Annotated in this window: 17 protein-coding genes; 5 read left to right on the top strand and 12 right to left on the bottom strand. The window is 69.9% G+C overall.

Annotated elements, in window-relative coordinates:
• Nucleotides 1-89: 89 nt before the first annotated feature.
• The 3 genes from ACWDRB_RS46340 to ACWDRB_RS46330 form a co-directional block, all read right to left on the bottom strand.
• Nucleotides 90-1,550 carry a class II fumarate hydratase gene (locus ACWDRB_RS46340; protein ID WP_449905204.1) on the bottom strand — a complete coding sequence of 487 codons (1,461 nt, stop codon included), beginning with the start codon at nt 1,548-1,550 and terminating at the stop codon, nt 90-92.
• Entirely contained in the window at nt 1,547-3,283 is a 1,737-nt protein-coding gene (locus tag ACWDRB_RS46335) for an NAD-dependent malic enzyme (protein WP_449905202.1), read from the bottom strand. Before ACWDRB_RS46335 ends, ACWDRB_RS46340 begins: the two co-directional genes overlap by 4 nt.
• A 157-nt stretch (nt 3,284-3,440) precedes the next feature.
• Nucleotides 3,441-4,097: a DUF402 domain-containing protein gene (locus ACWDRB_RS46330; RefSeq protein WP_449905200.1), complete on the bottom strand. Its 657-nt coding sequence runs from the start codon at nt 4,095-4,097 to the stop codon at nt 3,441-3,443.
• A gap of 104 nt (nt 4,098-4,201) precedes the next feature.
• On the opposite strand from ACWDRB_RS46330, the gene ACWDRB_RS46325 reads away from it, so the two are divergent.
• Entirely contained in the window at nt 4,202-4,534 is a 333-nt protein-coding gene (locus ACWDRB_RS46325) for a YnfA family protein (RefSeq protein ID WP_449905198.1), read from the top strand.
• On the opposite strand, the gene ACWDRB_RS46320 is transcribed toward ACWDRB_RS46325, so the two are convergent.
• The 3 genes from ACWDRB_RS46320 to ACWDRB_RS46310 form a co-directional block, all read right to left on the bottom strand.
• Nucleotides 4,512-5,024, bottom strand: coding sequence for an aldo/keto reductase (locus ACWDRB_RS46320; RefSeq protein ID WP_449905196.1), 513 nt, complete (start codon nt 5,022-5,024; stop codon nt 4,512-4,514). The two genes, ACWDRB_RS46325 and ACWDRB_RS46320, sit on opposite strands and share 23 nt — an antisense overlap.
• A 95-nt stretch (nt 5,025-5,119) precedes the next feature.
• Nucleotides 5,120-5,482 (bottom strand): nuclear transport factor 2 family protein, encoded by a 363-nt coding sequence (locus tag ACWDRB_RS46315; RefSeq protein WP_449905194.1) that lies wholly within the window; start codon nt 5,480-5,482, stop codon nt 5,120-5,122.
• A 14-nt stretch (nt 5,483-5,496) separates the two neighbouring features.
• A complete protein-coding gene (locus ACWDRB_RS46310; RefSeq protein ID WP_449905192.1) occupies nt 5,497-6,204 on the bottom strand; it encodes an SDR family NAD(P)-dependent oxidoreductase in 708 nt (235 codons plus the stop codon).
• A gap of 423 nt (nt 6,205-6,627) precedes the next feature.
• On the opposite strand from ACWDRB_RS46310, the gene ACWDRB_RS46305 reads away from it, so the two are divergent.
• Nucleotides 6,628-7,506, top strand: coding sequence for a metallophosphoesterase family protein (locus ACWDRB_RS46305; RefSeq protein WP_449905190.1), 879 nt, complete (start codon nt 6,628-6,630; stop codon nt 7,504-7,506).
• 63 nt (nt 7,507-7,569) lie between these two features.
• Here ACWDRB_RS46305 and rox read toward each other — a convergent pair whose 3' ends face one another.
• On the bottom strand, nt 7,570-8,994 hold the full coding sequence (gene rox / locus ACWDRB_RS46300; RefSeq protein ID WP_449905474.1) for a rifampin monooxygenase: 1,425 nt from the start codon (nt 8,992-8,994) through the stop codon (nt 7,570-7,572).
• Nucleotides 8,995-9,426: 432 nt separating this feature from the next.
• Here rox and ACWDRB_RS46295 point away from each other — a divergent pair, with 432 nt between their 5' ends.
• Nucleotides 9,427-9,801, top strand: a complete 375-nt coding sequence (locus ACWDRB_RS46295) for a VOC family protein (RefSeq protein WP_449905472.1) — start codon at nt 9,427-9,429, stop codon at nt 9,799-9,801.
• A 122-nt stretch (nt 9,802-9,923) separates the two neighbouring features.
• On the opposite strand, the gene ACWDRB_RS46290 is transcribed toward ACWDRB_RS46295, so the two are convergent.
• Both ACWDRB_RS46290 and ACWDRB_RS46285 read right to left on the bottom strand, forming a co-directional pair.
• The gene (locus ACWDRB_RS46290) at nt 9,924-10,457 is read right to left on the bottom strand and encodes a DUF1062 domain-containing protein (RefSeq protein ID WP_449905188.1); all 534 of its coding nucleotides are present in this window, start codon (nt 10,455-10,457) and stop codon (nt 9,924-9,926) included.
• Between the two features lie 394 nt (nt 10,458-10,851).
• On the bottom strand, nt 10,852-11,472 hold the full coding sequence (locus ACWDRB_RS46285) for a TetR/AcrR family transcriptional regulator (protein WP_449905186.1): 621 nt from the start codon (nt 11,470-11,472) through the stop codon (nt 10,852-10,854).
• Nucleotides 11,473-11,701: 229 nt separating this feature from the next.
• Between ACWDRB_RS46285 and ACWDRB_RS46280 the strand changes: the two genes are divergently transcribed.
• On the top strand, nt 11,702-12,211 hold the full coding sequence (locus ACWDRB_RS46280) for a hypothetical protein (protein WP_355203445.1): 510 nt from the start codon (nt 11,702-11,704) through the stop codon (nt 12,209-12,211).
• 229 nt (nt 12,212-12,440) lie between these two features.
• Here ACWDRB_RS46280 and ACWDRB_RS46275 read toward each other — a convergent pair whose 3' ends face one another.
• On the bottom strand, nt 12,441-14,777 hold the full coding sequence (locus tag ACWDRB_RS46275) for an ATP-binding protein (RefSeq protein ID WP_449905184.1): 2,337 nt from the start codon (nt 14,775-14,777) through the stop codon (nt 12,441-12,443).
• Between the two features lie 196 nt (nt 14,778-14,973).
• Between ACWDRB_RS46275 and ACWDRB_RS46270 the strand changes: the two genes are divergently transcribed.
• Nucleotides 14,974-15,582 (top strand): hypothetical protein, encoded by a 609-nt coding sequence (locus ACWDRB_RS46270; RefSeq protein ID WP_449905182.1) that lies wholly within the window; start codon nt 14,974-14,976, stop codon nt 15,580-15,582.
• Nucleotides 15,583-15,586: 4 nt separating this feature from the next.
• Here ACWDRB_RS46270 and ACWDRB_RS46265 read toward each other — a convergent pair whose 3' ends face one another.
• The gene (locus ACWDRB_RS46265) at nt 15,587-15,979 is read right to left on the bottom strand and encodes an ATP-binding protein (protein WP_449905180.1); all 393 of its coding nucleotides are present in this window, start codon (nt 15,977-15,979) and stop codon (nt 15,587-15,589) included.
• A complete protein-coding gene (locus tag ACWDRB_RS46260; protein WP_363980205.1) occupies nt 15,976-16,167 on the bottom strand; it encodes a DUF5999 family protein in 192 nt (63 codons plus the stop codon). The genes ACWDRB_RS46265 and ACWDRB_RS46260 overlap by 4 nt, the downstream gene beginning before the upstream one ends.
• Between the last annotated feature and the right edge of the window lie 14 nt (nt 16,168-16,181).

Below are 16,181 nucleotides of genomic sequence, written 5' to 3'. Positions count from 1 at the left end.
CATAGGTCGGACGTCGCGGTGTCGACCATCTTCAACGGGCGTGCACGGCTCAGTGCGGCCGGAGCGATGTCGTTCTTCAGTGCCGTTGTTCAGTGCCGGGTGCCGCCGTCAGGGCTGGGTACGCCGGGTCGGGTGAGGCGTTCGGGATCGACGATCTTGTCGTAGAGGTCCGCGGAGATGCCGCATTGGAGCGCCGCTTCCTTCAGCGGCAGGCCCTTGTCGAGGGCGTGGTGGGCGATGTGGGCGGCCCGGTCGTAGCCGACGACGGGGCTGAGCGCGGTCACCATCATGATCGAGTGCTCGATGTTGTGGTGCAGTGTCTCGGTGTTCAGCCGGGCCCCTTCGACCAGGTAGGTGCGGAAGTGGTCCATCATGTCGGCCAGGATGCGCGCCGAGTGCAGCACGTTCCTGATGATGACGGGGCGGAAGGCGTTCAGCTCGAAGTTGCCCTCGCCGCCGGCCATCGAGACGGCGGTGTCGTTGCCGGCCACCTGGATGGCGACCATCAGCATGGCTTCGGCCTGGGTCGGGTTGACCTTGCCCGGCATGATCGACGAGCCCGGCTCGTTGGCCGGCAGGATCAGCTCGCGCAGGCCGGTACGGGGCCCGGAGCCCAGCCAGCGCAGGTCGTTGGCGAACTTGAACAGCGGCACGGTCAGGGTGCGCAGCGCCGCCGAGGCGCGAACCAGGTCGTCGCAGGAGGCCTGGGCGGCGAACTTGTTGGGCGCGCTGACGAAGGGCCGCCCGGTGAGCTCGGCGATCTGTGCGGCCACCTGTTCGCCGAACCGCGGCGGGGCGTTCAGGCCGGTGCCGACCGCGGTGCCGCCGACGGCCAGCCGGTACAGGCCGGTGCGGGTGCGTTCGAGGTGGTCGATGGCGTCGCCGAGCTGGGCGGCGTAGCCGGACCATTCCTGGCCGACGGTCAGCGGGGTGGCGTCTTCCAGATGGGTGCGCCCGATCTTGACCACGTGCGCCCATTCCCGGCTTTTGGTCTGGGCGCTGTCGCGCAGCCTGGCGGCGGCGGGCAGCACGTGGTCGTCGATGGCCTGGGCGGCGGCGAGGTGCATGGCGGTGATGAAGGTGTCGTTGGACGACTGGCCCATGTTCACGTGATCGTTCGGGTGGATCGGGTCCTTGCTGCCCAGCCGCTCGCCGACGAGCTGGATCGCCCGGTTGGAGATCACCTCGTTGACGTTCATGTTGGATTGGGTGCCCGAGCCGGTCTGCCACACGTACAGCGGGAACTCGCCGTCCAGGTCGCCGCGGATGACCTCGTCGGCGACGCGGCTGATCAGGTCGGCCTGCCACCGGGGCAGGCGGCCCGCGCGGGCGTTGACGATCGCGGCGGCCTTCTTGATGTAGCCGTAGGCGTGGTAGACGGCTTTGGGCATGCGGTCGTCGCCGATGTCGAAGTGGATCAGCGACCGTTGGGTCTGGGCGCCCCAGTAGTGCCCGGCCGGGACCTCGATCTCGCCGAGCGAGTCGCTTTCCGTCCGGGTGCCGGTCTCGTGCAGCCCGATCGGCACGTCCCGGACCCGTGGCGTGCTCATCGCCCGTTCCCGCGGATCGCGCGGTAGGCCGGCTGCCACATCGCCTCGTGGACCTGCTGCACCGTGTCGCGCAGCGTGGTGCGGGCCAGGTGCTCCTCGGCGGCCCGGTTGGCGACGGCCACGGCCACCGTGGCCGAGACCTCGCGCAGATTGTCCACCTGGGGCAGCAGCGAGGCTCCCGCGGCCGAGACGTCGACCATGCCGGCGACGGCTTCGGCGGCCGCCTGCAGCATGCCGGAGCTGACCCGGCGGGCTCGCGAGACCACCACGCCCAGCCCCAGCCCTGGATACAGCAGGGCGTTGTTGGCCTGGGCGATGACGTAGGTGACGGTCTTGTGGGTGATCGGCTCGACCGGGATGCCGGTGGCGATCAAGGCGCGGCCGCCGGTCCAGCGGATCAGGTCGGCGGGCATCGCCTCGATGCGTTCGGTCGGGTTGGAGATCGGGAAGATGATCGGCCGCTGGACCTGCGCGGCCATCGAGCGCACGATCTCCTCGGTGAACGCGCCGTGGACGGTGGAGGTGCCCAGCAGCATGGTCGGCTTGACCCGCCGGACGACCTCGGCCAGCGAGATGCCGTGCTCGTCCCGGGACCAGCCGGCGACCTCGTCGCGGGGGCGGGCGTAGGGCTGCTGGTAGTCGCGTAGGCCGGTCATGTCGTCGATGAGCAGGCCCTGCTTGTCGATGGGCCAGATCCGCCGGGTGGCGGTGTCGCGGTCCAGGCCGTCGCGGATCATCGCGTCGCGCAGCTGGTCGGCGTTGCCGATGCCGGCGGTTCCGGCGCCGAAGATCACGATGCGCTGGTCGCGCATCGGTGTCGCGGAGACGCGGACGGCGCCGAGCATGGCGGCCAGCACGATGGCGCCGGTGCCCTGCATGTCGTCGTTGAAGGTGCAGATGCGCTCGGTGTACTTCTCCAGGATCCGCCGGGCGTTGGAGGGGCCGAAGTCCTCCCAGTGCAGCATGGCGCCGGGGAACATCCGGGTGGCCGTGGTGACGTAGGCGTCGATGAAGGCGTCGTAGCGCCGCCCCCGTACGCGCGAGTGCCGGTTGCCGACGTAGGTGGGGTCGTTCAGCAGCGCCTCGTTGTCGGTGCCGACGTCGAGGGCGACCGGGATGACGCGGGCGGGGTCGATGCCCGCGGCGGCGGTGTAGACGGCCAGTTTGCCGGCCGCGATGCCGGCCCCGCCGCCCACTCCCCAGTCGCCGATGCCCAGGATCTCCTCGGCGTCGGAGGCCACGATGAGATCGACGTCGTCCGGGCCCAGCTGGAGGCTCTGGAAGGCCCGCTCGATCCCGTCCACGTCGTCGATCGACAGGTACACCCCTCGCGGGCGGCGGTACTCGTGGCTGTAGGTGCGGATCGCCTCGGCCACCGTGGGGTCGTAGACGATGGGCAGCATCTCGCGCAGGTGGTCGCTCAGCAGCCGGTAGTAGAGCACTTCGTTGCGGTCGCGCAGCGCTTCCAGGTAGACGTTCTTGAGGAGGTTCGTCTGCTGCCGCCCGTACTGCACGTACGTGCGGCGCACCTGCTCCTCCAGCGTCTCGACCGCCGGTGGGAGCAGGCCCTGCAGTCCCAGCTCGGCGCGCTCCTGCGGGGAGAACGCGGTGCCCTTGTTCAGCAGCGGCTCCCGCAGCACCGCGAGCCCGCGCAGGGACGTCACGAAGCTCCCGTCCGGCTGCTCGGCGAACATCAGGCTCGGCAGATCCGGTTTCCTCTTGCCCGGTGACATGGTCGTCCCCCTCCTGAGCGTCTGGGACGAAGGCTGCCATCCCCTCTCTGGCCTTCCCCCGTCACGGGGGTGGATGCCGAGCTGAAGTCAGGACCATCCCCTATGTAGGCAAATGACCCATTGTGGACGCGCAGGATGGAGCCCCCCGCCGGGGTTCTCAGAGGGTCTCGAGGGCGTCGCCGGGGAGCGTCGGCGTCTGCCACAGCTCGTGGGCCGGGGGCGACCAGTCGCAGGCGAAGGGGCCCTGCCGGGTCTCGACGAGTCCGACGACCTCCTCGCGGGCCGCGGTGACGTGCCGGTGCACCCGGTCGTCGATGAGCCCGAGCCGTCTGCCGTGCCGATATTCGTCTTCGTCCTTCCACCGGTGCCGGGACAGGTCGGGTTCGACGATCAGGTCGAGCAGGAGGTCGAAGGTGTCGATGCCCAGGCGGGTGCGCTGTTTGGGCAGGTCGAAGTCGATGTACCAGGTCAGCGGGCGGTGGTCGGCGTCGAAGAACTGGCGGACGGTGAAGTGTTTGTCGATGCCGTACCAGCTGCGCACGACGGTGCCCCGCCAGGTCCACCACCCGAGCTCCCACCGGCCCGAGGCCAGCTCGTCGATGGTCTGCTCGCGGCGGCTGCCGCCGTCGAGGAAGGAGGTGATCCAGGTGGTCGAGGCGAGGCTCTTCAGCCCTGGCCAGCCGGCCACCACGAAGTACTCGTCGGTGTCCTGCAGGACCCGGTACGGCGCGGCCGTCCACACCTTGCCGTTCCAGACGTGGCGGCGTACCGCCGTGGCGCCCTCGTCGAAGCGGGTGTTCCCGTCGGCTGTCATGCGTTCGATCATGTCGGTTCCGGCGAGGGTCTGTCACGATCTTGGTTGTGGAGCGGGTGAGCCCCGTGTGCGTGGCGCGGGTGGGGGCTGGTGCAATGGCGGGCATGAGTGTGGTGCGTTCGCTGGTGTTGTTCGTGTTGGCCGCCCTGTTCGAGATCGGCGGGGCGTGGCTGGTGTGGCAGGGGGTGCGGGAGCAGCGTGGGCTGGTGTGGGCGGGCGCGGGGGTGATCGCGCTGGGCCTGTACGGGTTCGTGGCCACGTTGCAGCCGGATGCGCATTTCGGGCGGATTCTGGCCGCGTACGGCGGGGTGTTCGTGGCGGGGTCGCTGCTGTGGGGTGTGGTGGCCGACGGGTTCCGGCCAGATCGGTGGGATGTCGTGGGGGCGCTGGTGTGCCTGGCGGGCGTCTTGGTGATCATGTACGCGCCCCGCGGCTGACGGGTCCCCGGCGGCGGGGGTGGGACGGCCAGTAACGGGCGCCGACGGGGGCCGGGACGGCGTCGAGGTCGGCGAGGTCGGCCGCGGACAGCCGGACGTGTGCGGCGCCCGCGTTGTCGGCGAGGCATTTCGGGGTCTTGGTGCCGGGGATGGGGACCACGTGCGGGCCCTGGGCGAGGAGCCAGGCCAGGGCGACCTGTGCCGGGGTGGCGTCGATCCGGTCGGCGACCCGGCCGACCTTGGTGGCGAGCACGGCGCGGTCGCGGTGGCCGGTCAGGGCCCGTCCGAGGAGTTCCTCGTTGGTGTGGGGGCCGTAGACGTCAGCGGTGTCGATCAAGGTCACGCCCAGGTCGAGGGCCTGGTGGATGACGGAGACGGAGGTGGCTTCGTCGCGGGGGGCCGCCATGTCGTACATGAAGCTCATCCCCCTGGCGCCCAGGCCGATGACGCCGACCTGCGGTCCGTGGGTGCCCAGGGTGGTGTTGCGCATGCTGTGTTCTGCCTTGTTCTGCCTTCGTATGTGGATCGGAGGGGCGGCCGGGTCCGGGCGGGCGCATCGCCGCGCCCGGACCCGGCAGGCCGGTCTCAGCCGAGGCGGGAGACCTGGTAGTGGCTGATGAGCCAATCGGCCTGCGAGCGCTTCAGCAGGACGAGGAGGTTGACGCTGACCGTGGGCCGGTCCGTGAACGAGAAGTCGACGCTCAGGTAGCCGAGCACGACGTCGTCGCACAGGCGCCGGCTTTCCAGGACGTGGTACGCGGCCGACAGGCCGGCAGGCTGGGAGGCGTAGTAGTCGGCGACTCCCTGCCGTCCCACGCTGTAGGGGCGAAGCCCCTGGAAGATCGCGTCCTCGGTGAACACCGACGCGACCCGATCCGGCCGGTGACCGTCGACGCCCGCCTTCCACCGGTCGAGGACGCCACGCAGGATCGTTTCGGTGTCTGTCATATCGCTGTTCTCCCTCAGTGGCCCGCGCTCATGCCGCCGTCGACGTGGAGGATCTCGCCGGTGACGAACGCGGCGTTCTCCAGGTAGGTCACCGCGTCCACGATGTCGCCCGGCTCCCCCATCCGGCCGACCGGGTGCAGGCCGGCGAGCATCTCATGGGTGTTCTCGGGGTGCATGGGCGTCTTGATGGTGCCGGGCGAGACGGCGTTGACGCGGATGCCGCGAGTGGCGTACTCGATGGCGAGGGATTTGGTGGCGGACTGCAGTCCGCCCTTGGTGAGCGAGGCCAGGACGGAGGGGACCCGGGCGTCGGCGTTGTCGACCAGGCTCGTGGTGACGTTGACGATGTGGCCGCCGCCCCGGGTGAGCATCCGCTCGACGGCCAGCTGGGTGATGCGGAAGAAGCCGGCGAGGTTCACGCCGATCACGGCGGCGTAGTCGCCCTGGGTGTAGTCGGTGAAGGGCTTGGCGACGAAGATTCCGGCGTTGTTGACCAGGGTGTCGATGCGGCCGAAGCGCTCCACGCCGGCGGTGATGACACCTTCGGCGGTGGCGGGGTCGGCGATGTCGCCCTGGACGGTCAGGACGTCCGCGTCGTTGGAGGGGGTGATGGTGCGGGAGGTGGCGACGACGGCGTAGCCGAGCTTGCGGTAGGCCTCGACGAGGTGGGCGCCGATGCCTTGCGAGCCGCCGGTGATGACTGCGACCTTCTGGGTGCTCATGATGACCTTCTCCGGGATGGGGTGGGATGCCGCGGCCTGCCGTCTTCATAACTAGCCGACCGGTCGACTATTGGACCGTAGGGGTCCGGGCGGGGCGAAGTCAAAGGTCAGGAAGGCTTGCGCCGGGACGTGTTTCCTCGCACCTGAGAGGCCCGGACTCCCAACGCACGCCGGTGGAGACGGATCGTTGTCGGGCGGCCCGACGGTGGACCCTCACGTCACCGCCGCCTCCCCGGCACAGCGCTGGATTTGACCGGTCTTCCGAGTGGGTGCGATGCTCGACCCGGTTCGGTCGTCGAGATGGCGGTGGAGCGCTGGGATGTGAGTCACCGGTCCAGGGCCGGTGGTTGACACCGCATCGTTGCGCCGCTCGACCGGTGCCGAGCCATGTCCGAATGGCTCTTCGCGAAAGGTCGACAGGCGATGAAGATCGCTTTTGTGGGTGATGTCCACGGTTGTGTGCTGCACGCGCTGGGCGCTGCGGTACTGCTCCAGAATCGTCGCGGCATCCGCCTCGACGCCGTGATCCAGGTCGGAGATCTGGGCGCGTACCCGTCGTTCGAGCGGTTCGACGAGTCCAGCCGCCGCTTCTGGCGGGACCATCCCGCCCAGGGGGACTTCTTGCGCCTGCTCGATCCGTCGCCGTCGTTCGCCGAAGGCGTGCGCCTGGCCCTCGGGCAGGTCCCTTCCGTGCTGTTCGTCAGCGGCAACCACGAGGATCACGACTGGCTGGCCTCCTTGCATGACGCGGCGGCCGCCGAGGTCGTGCAGGTGGACCCGCTCGGCGCCTACCGCCATGTCGCCTGCGGAACCGTGGTCGAGGTCGCCGGGCAGCGGGTGGCGTTCCTGGGACTGATCGAGGCTCCCGGGAAGATGGATCTGGACGAGAGCGCTTACGCGCGGCTGAGTGCCGTCGAACCGGGTGGCGTGGACGTCCTGGTCACCCACGACGGCCCGTACGGGATGTCACGCGACCGGCGCGGGAACGTGCAGGGCTCGGCGAAGCTGACCCGGCTCATCGAACACCTGCAGCCGCGCCTGCACATCAGCGGCCACTACCACCACCCCAACGGCCCACGCCACTACGGCCGCACGACCTCCTACGCGCTCGCCCAGCTGGTACAGCCCAAGAACACCAGGTGGGAGCCGGAGCCCGGCAACCCCGGACAACGGGTGACGGCCGCAAGCATCGGCCTGCTCGACACCGAGACCGGCGGCTTCGAGTACATCCAGGACGAGTGGCTGGCCGAGGTCAAAGGTGACGCACTCGACCTCGCCGGACTCGCCGCCGCCACCCGCTGACGGCCTTCGGCCTGTTACGCCGCCGAAGCCTCGCTCGCATTCATGTTCCGTTGCTCAGGCGAATCAGTCGGCGGGCTTGCCGAACCAGCGGGAGAGGTGGTCGTCCAGGTCCTGCTGATCGTCGCCGATCCAGGCGACGTGGCCGTCGGGGCGTAGCAGGACGCACGGAACATCCAGTGCCGCAGTGGGATCCGCGAGGTAGTCGACCCGGTCTGACCAGCCGCCGACGGTCAGGCGTTCGGTGCGGTCCAGCAGCAGGCCGCGGCCGCGATGCAGCAGACCGTAGAGCCGGCCCTGTTCCACGTCGATGTCGCGCAGGCGGCGGCCGAGCAGGTCGGGGCCTGCGCCGAAGTCGTAGCGGACGCCGATCGCGGTGATCTTCTCGATCAGATGGCGGTTCACCTCGTCGAAGTCCATCAGCTCGGTGAGCAGCCTGCGCACGGCCCGCGGGCCCGGTTCGGTGGACAGCAGTTCCATCTGGGCGCGGGTGTTGTCCAGCACGTCCTCGGCGACCGGATGACGTTCGGCCTGGTAGGTGTCCAGCAGTGTGTCCGGCGCCCAGCCGCGGATCTGTGCGGCCAGTTTCCAGCCGAGGTTGAACGCGTCCTGAACGCCCAGGTTGAGGCCCTGTCCGCCGGTGGGTGGATGGATGTGTGCCGCATCGCCGGCCAGCAGCACCCGCCCGACCCGATAACGTTCGGCCAGCCGGGTGGCATCCCCGAAGCGGGACAACCAGCGCGGGGAATGCACGCCGAAATCGGTTCCGGCGATGGTGCGCAGCCGTTGTTGGAAATCCTCGAGGGTGGGCGGTTCCGCGCGATCGCCGACTCCCGCCGCGGGGACCACGACGCTGTAGATTCCTCTGCCGAAGGGCCGCAGCCAGAATGGCTGATGGGTCGCGCCGATTTCGGCCACCTTGGCGGCGATCTCCTCCTGCGGCACACCCACTCCCATCTCGCCCATCAGCGTCTCGGTCCGCGAGGGCTCGCCGGGGAAGCCGACGCCGAGCAGTTTGCGCACCGTGCTGCGCCCGCCGTCACAGCCGATGAGATAGCGCGAACGCAGCCGTTCCCCGTCGGCCAGCTCGACGGTCACACCCTCGTCGTCCTGCTCGAAATCGGCCACCGCGCAACCGCGCCGGACCTGCGCACCCAGTGCGATCGCATGCTCTTCGAGCAGACGTTCGATGACCGGTTGCGGGATGCCCAGCAGATAAGCGTGCGCGGAATCCAGGCCCTTGGGCGCGGGTTTGGCGATGGCGGCGAAGAAACCGCCGGCCGGGCGCTGTCTTCCGTGTTCGAGAATGCGATCCAGCAGTCCGCGCATGGCCATCAGCTCGAGACTGCGAATATGCAGACCGACTATGCGGACGAACGACTTGGGCTCGGTTTCCTTCTCCAGAACGAGTACCCGCACGTCGTGCAGCCGCAGTTCGGCGGCCAGCATCGCACCGGTCGGCCCGCACCCGGCAATGATCACGTCGTACATGAGGGGCGCGCGATCGGCGCCGGAGTCCGGCGACCGGAGTCCGGGGACGTCGCGCTCGACCCTGTCGTCCGACGGCGGCTCGGCGGAGATCTGAGAGTGCATAGGTGTTGCCTTTCGGGAGTGCCTTGTTGGCGAGGCGCTCCCGGCGACACCTACGTCAATCGCCCGGCCGTGACGGGAAGGGGGAGCACCCACAGCGATACAGCGTTCATGGGTCTCACCTCCTCGGGCGGCGTCACGGTCGACTGCAAGCTACAAGCCCGAGCATGATCCCGTCCAATCCTTTTCCAGCCACGTGATCACGGCTCCGAACGGGCCTGTGCGGTTGCGGGGCGACCCCGGCCCGGGCTGGTCCCGTGGGTCACCGACGGCCCCACCCGCATCCGCTCAAGGATTGGCGGCGTGCGGTGGATGCCCCGTAAGGTGCCGATCATGGCTTGTCGTATTTCTGAACTGATCATCAATTGCCGGGACCCGCAACGGCTGGCGGCGTTCTGGTGCGAGGTGCTGGACTTCATCGTGCTCGACGACACTGACGACGGCGCGGTGGAGATCGGACCACGGGAAGGGTTCGGCGGATTGCAGCCGACTCTGGTCTTCAGCCCCGCTGCCGAGCTCAATGCGGGCAGGCCGCGGCTGCACTTCGACGTCAACGCCACCGACCGCGATCAGGACGCCGAACTCGAACGCCTCCTGAAGCTCGGGGCGCGCCCGGCCGACATCGGCCAGACCGGCCAGGAGCCCTGGCACGTCCTGCTCGACCCCGAAGGCAACGAGTTCTGCCTCCTGCGAAGGCGCCTGAGCTGACCCTCCGGCTGGGTTCGTGCAAGGTTGTGGACACCGGGAACGACGTACATGTTGCCGGTGGAGTGGGACTGAGGCGGTCGCCGTGGTCGTAGCCTCAGTCCCACCCACCACTTTGTCCGGCCCTATTCAGCGGGCATGACGACGAACGAGAAGTCTGCGGTCGTCGTGCGGTTGAGGGGGAGGTCGCCCTTGATGCGGCGCCCGACCTCGCCCCTGCTGATCCCGAGCCCCTGGGCGATCAGCCGCTCCGGGCGGACGGGCACGGGATCGAGGAAAGCGACGTCCACCCGGTACGGCCATGCCGTCTCGGCAGCCGATGACTCCAGCTGCCACGCGCCGCGCCAATCGAGGGTGAACCGGTTGCGCCGCGCGAGCGCGGGGTCCAGGAGCGCGTCAGCGACGAGCGCCTGATCGTTGTCCTCGAAGGCGCGGAGCCTGGCCGGATCCAGCGATCGGACCGGCACCCGCTCATGGACGGTGATCTTCGAGGTCCGGTCGCAGCCGACGCAACGGACGAGCAGCCACACGTCAAGCAGCTTGCCGTTGGCGTTGATCCGGAACCTGCCCTCGCCGACGGTGGCCGCCTGCGCCCGGCAGTCCAGGCAACGCACGGTGAGCAGCGGCAGCCGAGTCCTCCGCACGGTCCAGGGCAGCACGAAATGATCTCTATGGGATTGTGAAGACATGATCTCTCTAAGACCTGACACAAAACGCTGAGTGGCCGGGGCGGCTCAGCGATTCAGAGCAGCCCGGCGAGACCGACCACGCGGCCGGTGAGAAAGCGCAGAAGAAGATGTCAGGCAGCGAGAGCAGGCGGCGTCACGCGACAGTCCCCACGACGGATCCGATAGTGCTGGCCGCAGGCTACTGGATCATCGGCGAGCGCCACAATCGATTTTTGTCTCCTGCCGATCATCGGCGACGAGGATGGCAGCGCGACGGCGCTGGCTGGGGCGAGCGGCGGCCACCATCATGGCGAGGGAGAGGACGTCCCCGAGGGCGCCGGTGGACAGGGGCAGGACAGGGGCAGGGCGGGGGCAGGGCGGATGGTCAGGTGCCGGCCACGGCCCCTTGTGGCGTACGGGCGCCGAGCAGGGCAAGGCAGTTCGCCCACAAGGGGCCGAGCCGGTGGGTGCTGTTGTAGAGCTTGGCGAACAGCACCTGGCCCTCGAGCTGGGCGACCACCGCCCGCGCGGCTTCCCGGGGGTCTGCCACCTCGACCTCCTGCCGCTCGAGAGCCTCGGCGATGACCGATGCGACCATCTCGACCTGCGCGTCGAAGATCTCCTGCAGCCGGGTGCGGATGGCCTCGGTCTGGTTGCTCATCTCCAGGGTGAGGTTGCCGAACAGGCATCCCGAGACGGTGCCGCAGCTCTGCTGGGCGGTACGCAGGCCGGCCTCCGTCTCCTCGAACAAGCGGCGCAGCCGGGGCAGCGGCCGCGCGTCACCGTTGAGAGCGGTCGCCCAGGCGCGCTGCTGAGCGGCCCAGTGCTCATCGATGACGGCCAGCGCGAGGGACTCCTTGGAGTCGAAGAAGTAGTAGAAGCTGCCCTTGGGCACGCCGGCGGCCCGGCAGATCTCGGCCACCCCCAGGGCCGAGTAACCATGCGTCTCGATGAGCGAGCGTGCGGCGCTCAGGATCCGCTCGCGAGCATCACTGGTTCGGCCCATGAGGCCAGTTTACGACCGGTCGACTACTATCCGCGGGGCCGTCCTGCGCAGGCCTTCCGGTGCAGGTCACGTCCTTGATCATCCGGTCGTGGCGCGGACATCCCCGTACGGACATACGGGTGAATAGGTACCCATATGGGGATTTATCCCGTCTTCCCCGTGGGTGGGTCGGAGCGAAGCTAAACGTGTCTCTGAACACATGCGCCAACACGGGGAGGAGACGATACACGTGCCAGCCATGTTGCAGCCGCACATCGAGCACGGCACCGCCGGACAGCAGCCCACGCTGCGCCTGCTGTCCTGGAACGGGCTCCTGGCCATGGGGGACGGCCTGGCCGTTCGCGCCGGGTGGGCGGGGCAGGACCGCTCGGCCTCGTGGCTGCTGTCGGCACGGCCTTCGGCGGTGCCGAGCGCGCGGCGCATGACCGCGGTCCGGTTGGCCGCCTGGGGGTTGTGCGAACACGCCAAGAACGCCGACCTGCTGGTCGGCGCGCTGGTCGCCGACGCCCTGCGGCACGCCACCGCCAAGGTCAGGCTCTCACTGTGGGTCGAGGACGACCTGCTGCGCTGCGAGATCGAGGACGACCGCAGCGCGCTCGCCTTCACCGCATCGTGCCGCAAGGCCGCCGATCGCGGGCACAACCCGGTGCTGGCCCGGCTGGCCTGCTGCTGGGGGGTCGCCGGCAAGGTCGTCTGGTTCGAACTCGTCACCGGCGACCGCGCCTGCGAGCCCGCCTGAGCCCGCCCGGCACGTACACCCGTACCTGCCGCCCGAGCGGCACCGAGGGAAAGGAACGACGCATCGTGCGCCACACAAGGATCCGCGTCTCCAAGCGGCCGACGCGCCGCCCCGCCCAGGGTGTGGACCTGCGGACCCCGTCAGGACGGGCACTGCCCTACTGACACCGCCGACGGCCGGAACCGGCCCTCACCCTGGAGCCGGTTCCCGCCTCCTCAGCACCGATCCCTCAGTCGTGCCCGTTGGCCCGGGCCCGCTCCCCCACCCACACCGCGATCTGCGCCCGCGAGTTGAACCCCAGCTTGGTCAAGATGTGCTCGATGTGCCCCTCCGCCGTACGCTGCGCGATCACCAGGGACGCCGCGATCTCCTTGTTCGTCATCCCCTGGGCGACCAGCTCGGCGATCTCCTTCTCCCGCCGCGTCAACGGCGTCTCCTCCGCCGCCTTGGCGGGCCGCTCGGGCTTGTCCTCCTCCAGGGCGTAGGCCAGAGCCTCCTCCAGCGGCAGACGCGCCCCGCGCCGCACGGCCGTCTCGAACGCCGCCTCCCCCAGCACCTCACGCATCGCCCGGTCACAGTCGTCGTGGTAGCGGGCCAGATGCCCGTACCCCGACAGCGGCGCCCCGGCACAGCTCCACATGGTCTCCAGCACCCCCAGCAGGCGGGCCGCCCGCTGGTGACGGCCCTGGCTGGCGGCGATCCAGGCCAGCGCCTCGATGTTGACGCCCGCGCCGAGCGGGTCGCCGACCGCGCGGTTGAAGGTCAGGCTCTGCTTCTCCAGCTCGGTCGCCCGCTCCAGATCCCCCTGGCGCCACACCTGCACGCCCAGCGCCATCGTCGTGTACGCCTTGTGCCAGCCCTCCCCATAGGCCTCGCACTCGGCCAGGCACTCCTCGCCCGCCGCGATGGCGGCCGAGGAGTCACCCAGGAACGAGTGGGCGAGCGTCAGCCGGATGAGCGACAGCGCGATCCCGACCGGGTCGCCGGTACGGCGATGGCGGGCAAGGGCGTCCCTGTATAGCTCGATCGCGGCTTCCGTTCGCCCCTCGCACATGGCCACCATTCCGCGGAACAGGGCCACGTAGGCCAGCACCGGCTCGTCCTGCAGCTCCTCGCCGAGCCGGCTGCTCTCCTCGAGCAGGGCGGTGGCGGCCGGTATGTCGGCCTGAATGATCGCCAGCCAGCTGCCGGCCCACAGGGCGCCGGCCCGCACCGGGCTGGGCTCGGTGTCGGCGGCCAGCGCCTGCTCCAGCCAGCCGCGCCCCTCAGCCAGGTAATAACTGGTGATCCAGTGATACAGCAGGTCGCCGGACATGCTCAGCCCCGCGCGGGCCTCCTCCGGCGTGTTCAGCCAGCTGTCCAGGGCGGCCCGCAGGTTGGCATGCTCGCGCCGCAGCCGGGCGAACCACGCCACCTGGCCGGGCCCGAACAGCTCCGCCCTGGCCCGCGCCGCCATATCGCGGTAATAAGTGCGGTGCCGTCGCTGCAGGGCGGGCTCGCAGCCGGAGCCCGTGAGCCGTTCGCGACCGTACTGCCGCAGCGTCTCCAGCATCCGGTAGCGTACGCCGCCCGGATGGTCCTCTCGTATCAGCACGGACTTGTCCACCAGGCCGATCACCAGGTCGAGGACGTCCTGCGGGTCGATCCCGTCCTCGCCGCACACCGCCTCGGCCGCCTCCAGATCCAGGCCCCCCGCGAACACCGAGGCCCGTTCCCACAACAGGCGTTCTTCTTGCGAACACAGCGCGTAACTCCAATCGATCAGCGCCCGCAGCGTCTGATGCCGGGGCAGCACCGCCCTCGACCCTCCGGTCAGCAGGCGGAAACGGTCGTCGAGCCGGTCGAGCAGCTGCTCGGCCGACAGGGCCCGCAGCCGCACCGCCGCCAGCTCGATCGCCAGCGGCAGCCCGTCCAGCAGGCGCACGATCCGGGTGACGACCTCCCGGTTGTCCTCCGTGACGGTGAAGGACGGCAGCACGGCGCGGGCGCGTTCGGCGAACAGCCGGACCGCGTCCTGCCGGATCAGCCTCTCCAGCGGCACCTGAAGATCCGGCAGCGGCAGCGGCGACAAGGGCACCGCCTGCTCGCCGGCGATGCCCATCGCCTGCCGGCTGGTGGCCAGCACCCGCAGATCCGGCGCCGCCCGCAGCAGCGCCTCGCTCAGCGCCGCACACTCGGCGATCATGTGCTCGCAGTTGTCGAGGATCAGCAGCGCCTGCTTGTCGCGCAGATGACACGTCAGCACCCGCATCGGCGTGTCGCCGGTGTGGTCGCGGATCTCCAGCGCCTCGGCCACGGCCTCGGCGAGCATGACCGGGCCGTCCAGCTCGGCCAGCTCCACCAGCCACACCCCGTCCCGGAAGGCCCGCCGCACGTCCTGGCCGACCCGCACCGCCAGCCGCGTCTTGCCGACGCCGCCCACGCCGGTCAGCGTGACGGCCCTGGAGGCGGACAGCAGCTGTTTGACCTCGGCCACCTCGTGCCGACGCCCCACGAAACTCGTCACCTCGGCCGGCAGCCCGCCGTTGGGCCGCCCTCCGTAGGTGCTGGCAGTCACCGCTGTCATTGGCGCCTTCCGCGACGCGGCCGGCGCTGCCGTCGGCCCGCATCCCACGTCGTCGCCCCCAGGTTATGTCGCGGCCGTTATCCCAGACGAGCACGGTCAAGAACCCACAACAAGTTTTGGCCATCGCATGGTGTAACGGCGTCTCGACCTTGACGGCCGGCCGCTCCTAGCGTGGAGGGAGGGAGGGGAGCAGACCATGTTCATCCAGGTCATCGAGGGCCGGGCGATCGAGGTCGACGATCTGCACCAGGCGCTGGAGCGGTGGGTGCGCGAGCTCTCGCCCGGCGCGCAGGGCTGGCTGGGCACCACGGCCGGCGTCACCGACGACGGCCTGTTCATCAACGTCGCCCGCTTCGCCGGCCGGCCGGCCGCCCACCGCAACGCCGACCGGCCCGAGCAGGGGCAGTGGTGGGTGGAGACCGCGAAACTGTTCGCCGGCGAGGTGACCTTCCTCGAATGCGACGAGGTCATCGAAATCCTGGGCGGCGGGTCCGATGAGGCGGGATTCGTCCAGGTGCTGCAGGGGCGCGTACGCGACCACGCGCGGGTGCGCGAGGTGCTGCAGCAGGGGCAGGAGGAGCTGGCGGGCTTCCGTACGGACCTCATCGGCGCCACCGCCGCGCTGTGCGGGCAGGACAGCTGCGTCGAGACCGCCTACTTCACCAGCGAGGTGGCGGCCCGGCAGGGAGAAGCCAAACTGCAGCCGCCGGCGATCCGGGAGCTGCTGCGGGCCTGGCAGGAACTGTTCGTCTCCGACGTGGACTTCTTCGACCTGCGCGAGCCGTGGCTGTACTCGCCGCGCTAACCGCTCACACATGGGCCGGCATCCGTACCGGCACCTCGAACCAGACCAGCTTGCCCCGGCCCGTGGGAACGCTGCCCCAGCCGGAGGAGAGCACCTCCACCAGCAGCAGCCCGCGCGAGCCCTCGTCGTCGCGGCAGGCGGCACGCGGGCTCGGCGGCACCGGACTGGAGTCCTCCACCTCGCAGCGCAGCAGCCCGTCGGCCGCCGACAGGCTCATGCGCACCAGGCCCCGCGCGTGCCGGACCGCGTTGGTGACCAGCTCGCTGATCAGCAGCTCGGCGTGGTCGCACGCCTGCTGCAGCCCCCACTCCGCGAGCTGGGCGCGGGCGGCGTGCCGGGCCCGGCGCACCGAGTGCGCCTGCGCGGTGAACGTCCACGACGCCAGCGCGGCGCTCACGCGGCCCGCTCCAGGACGGCCGCCGGGACGATGCTGCGCCCGTCGGGCAGCAACTCGCCGGTGTCGTCGAAGAACACCACCCCGTTGCACAGCAGCCCCCATCCCTGCTCGGGGTGGTAGGCGATCAGGCGCGCGGCCTGGTGAGCGGCGGAGTTCGCCGGAGGACAGGGAGGCTGGTGCGTACACATGGTGCGGATTCCCC

This window comes from Nonomuraea sp. NPDC003707, assembly GCF_053587055.1.
The sequence above is the reverse complement of the archived record's forward strand: the minus strand, read 5'-3'. Positions and strand labels throughout refer to the sequence as shown.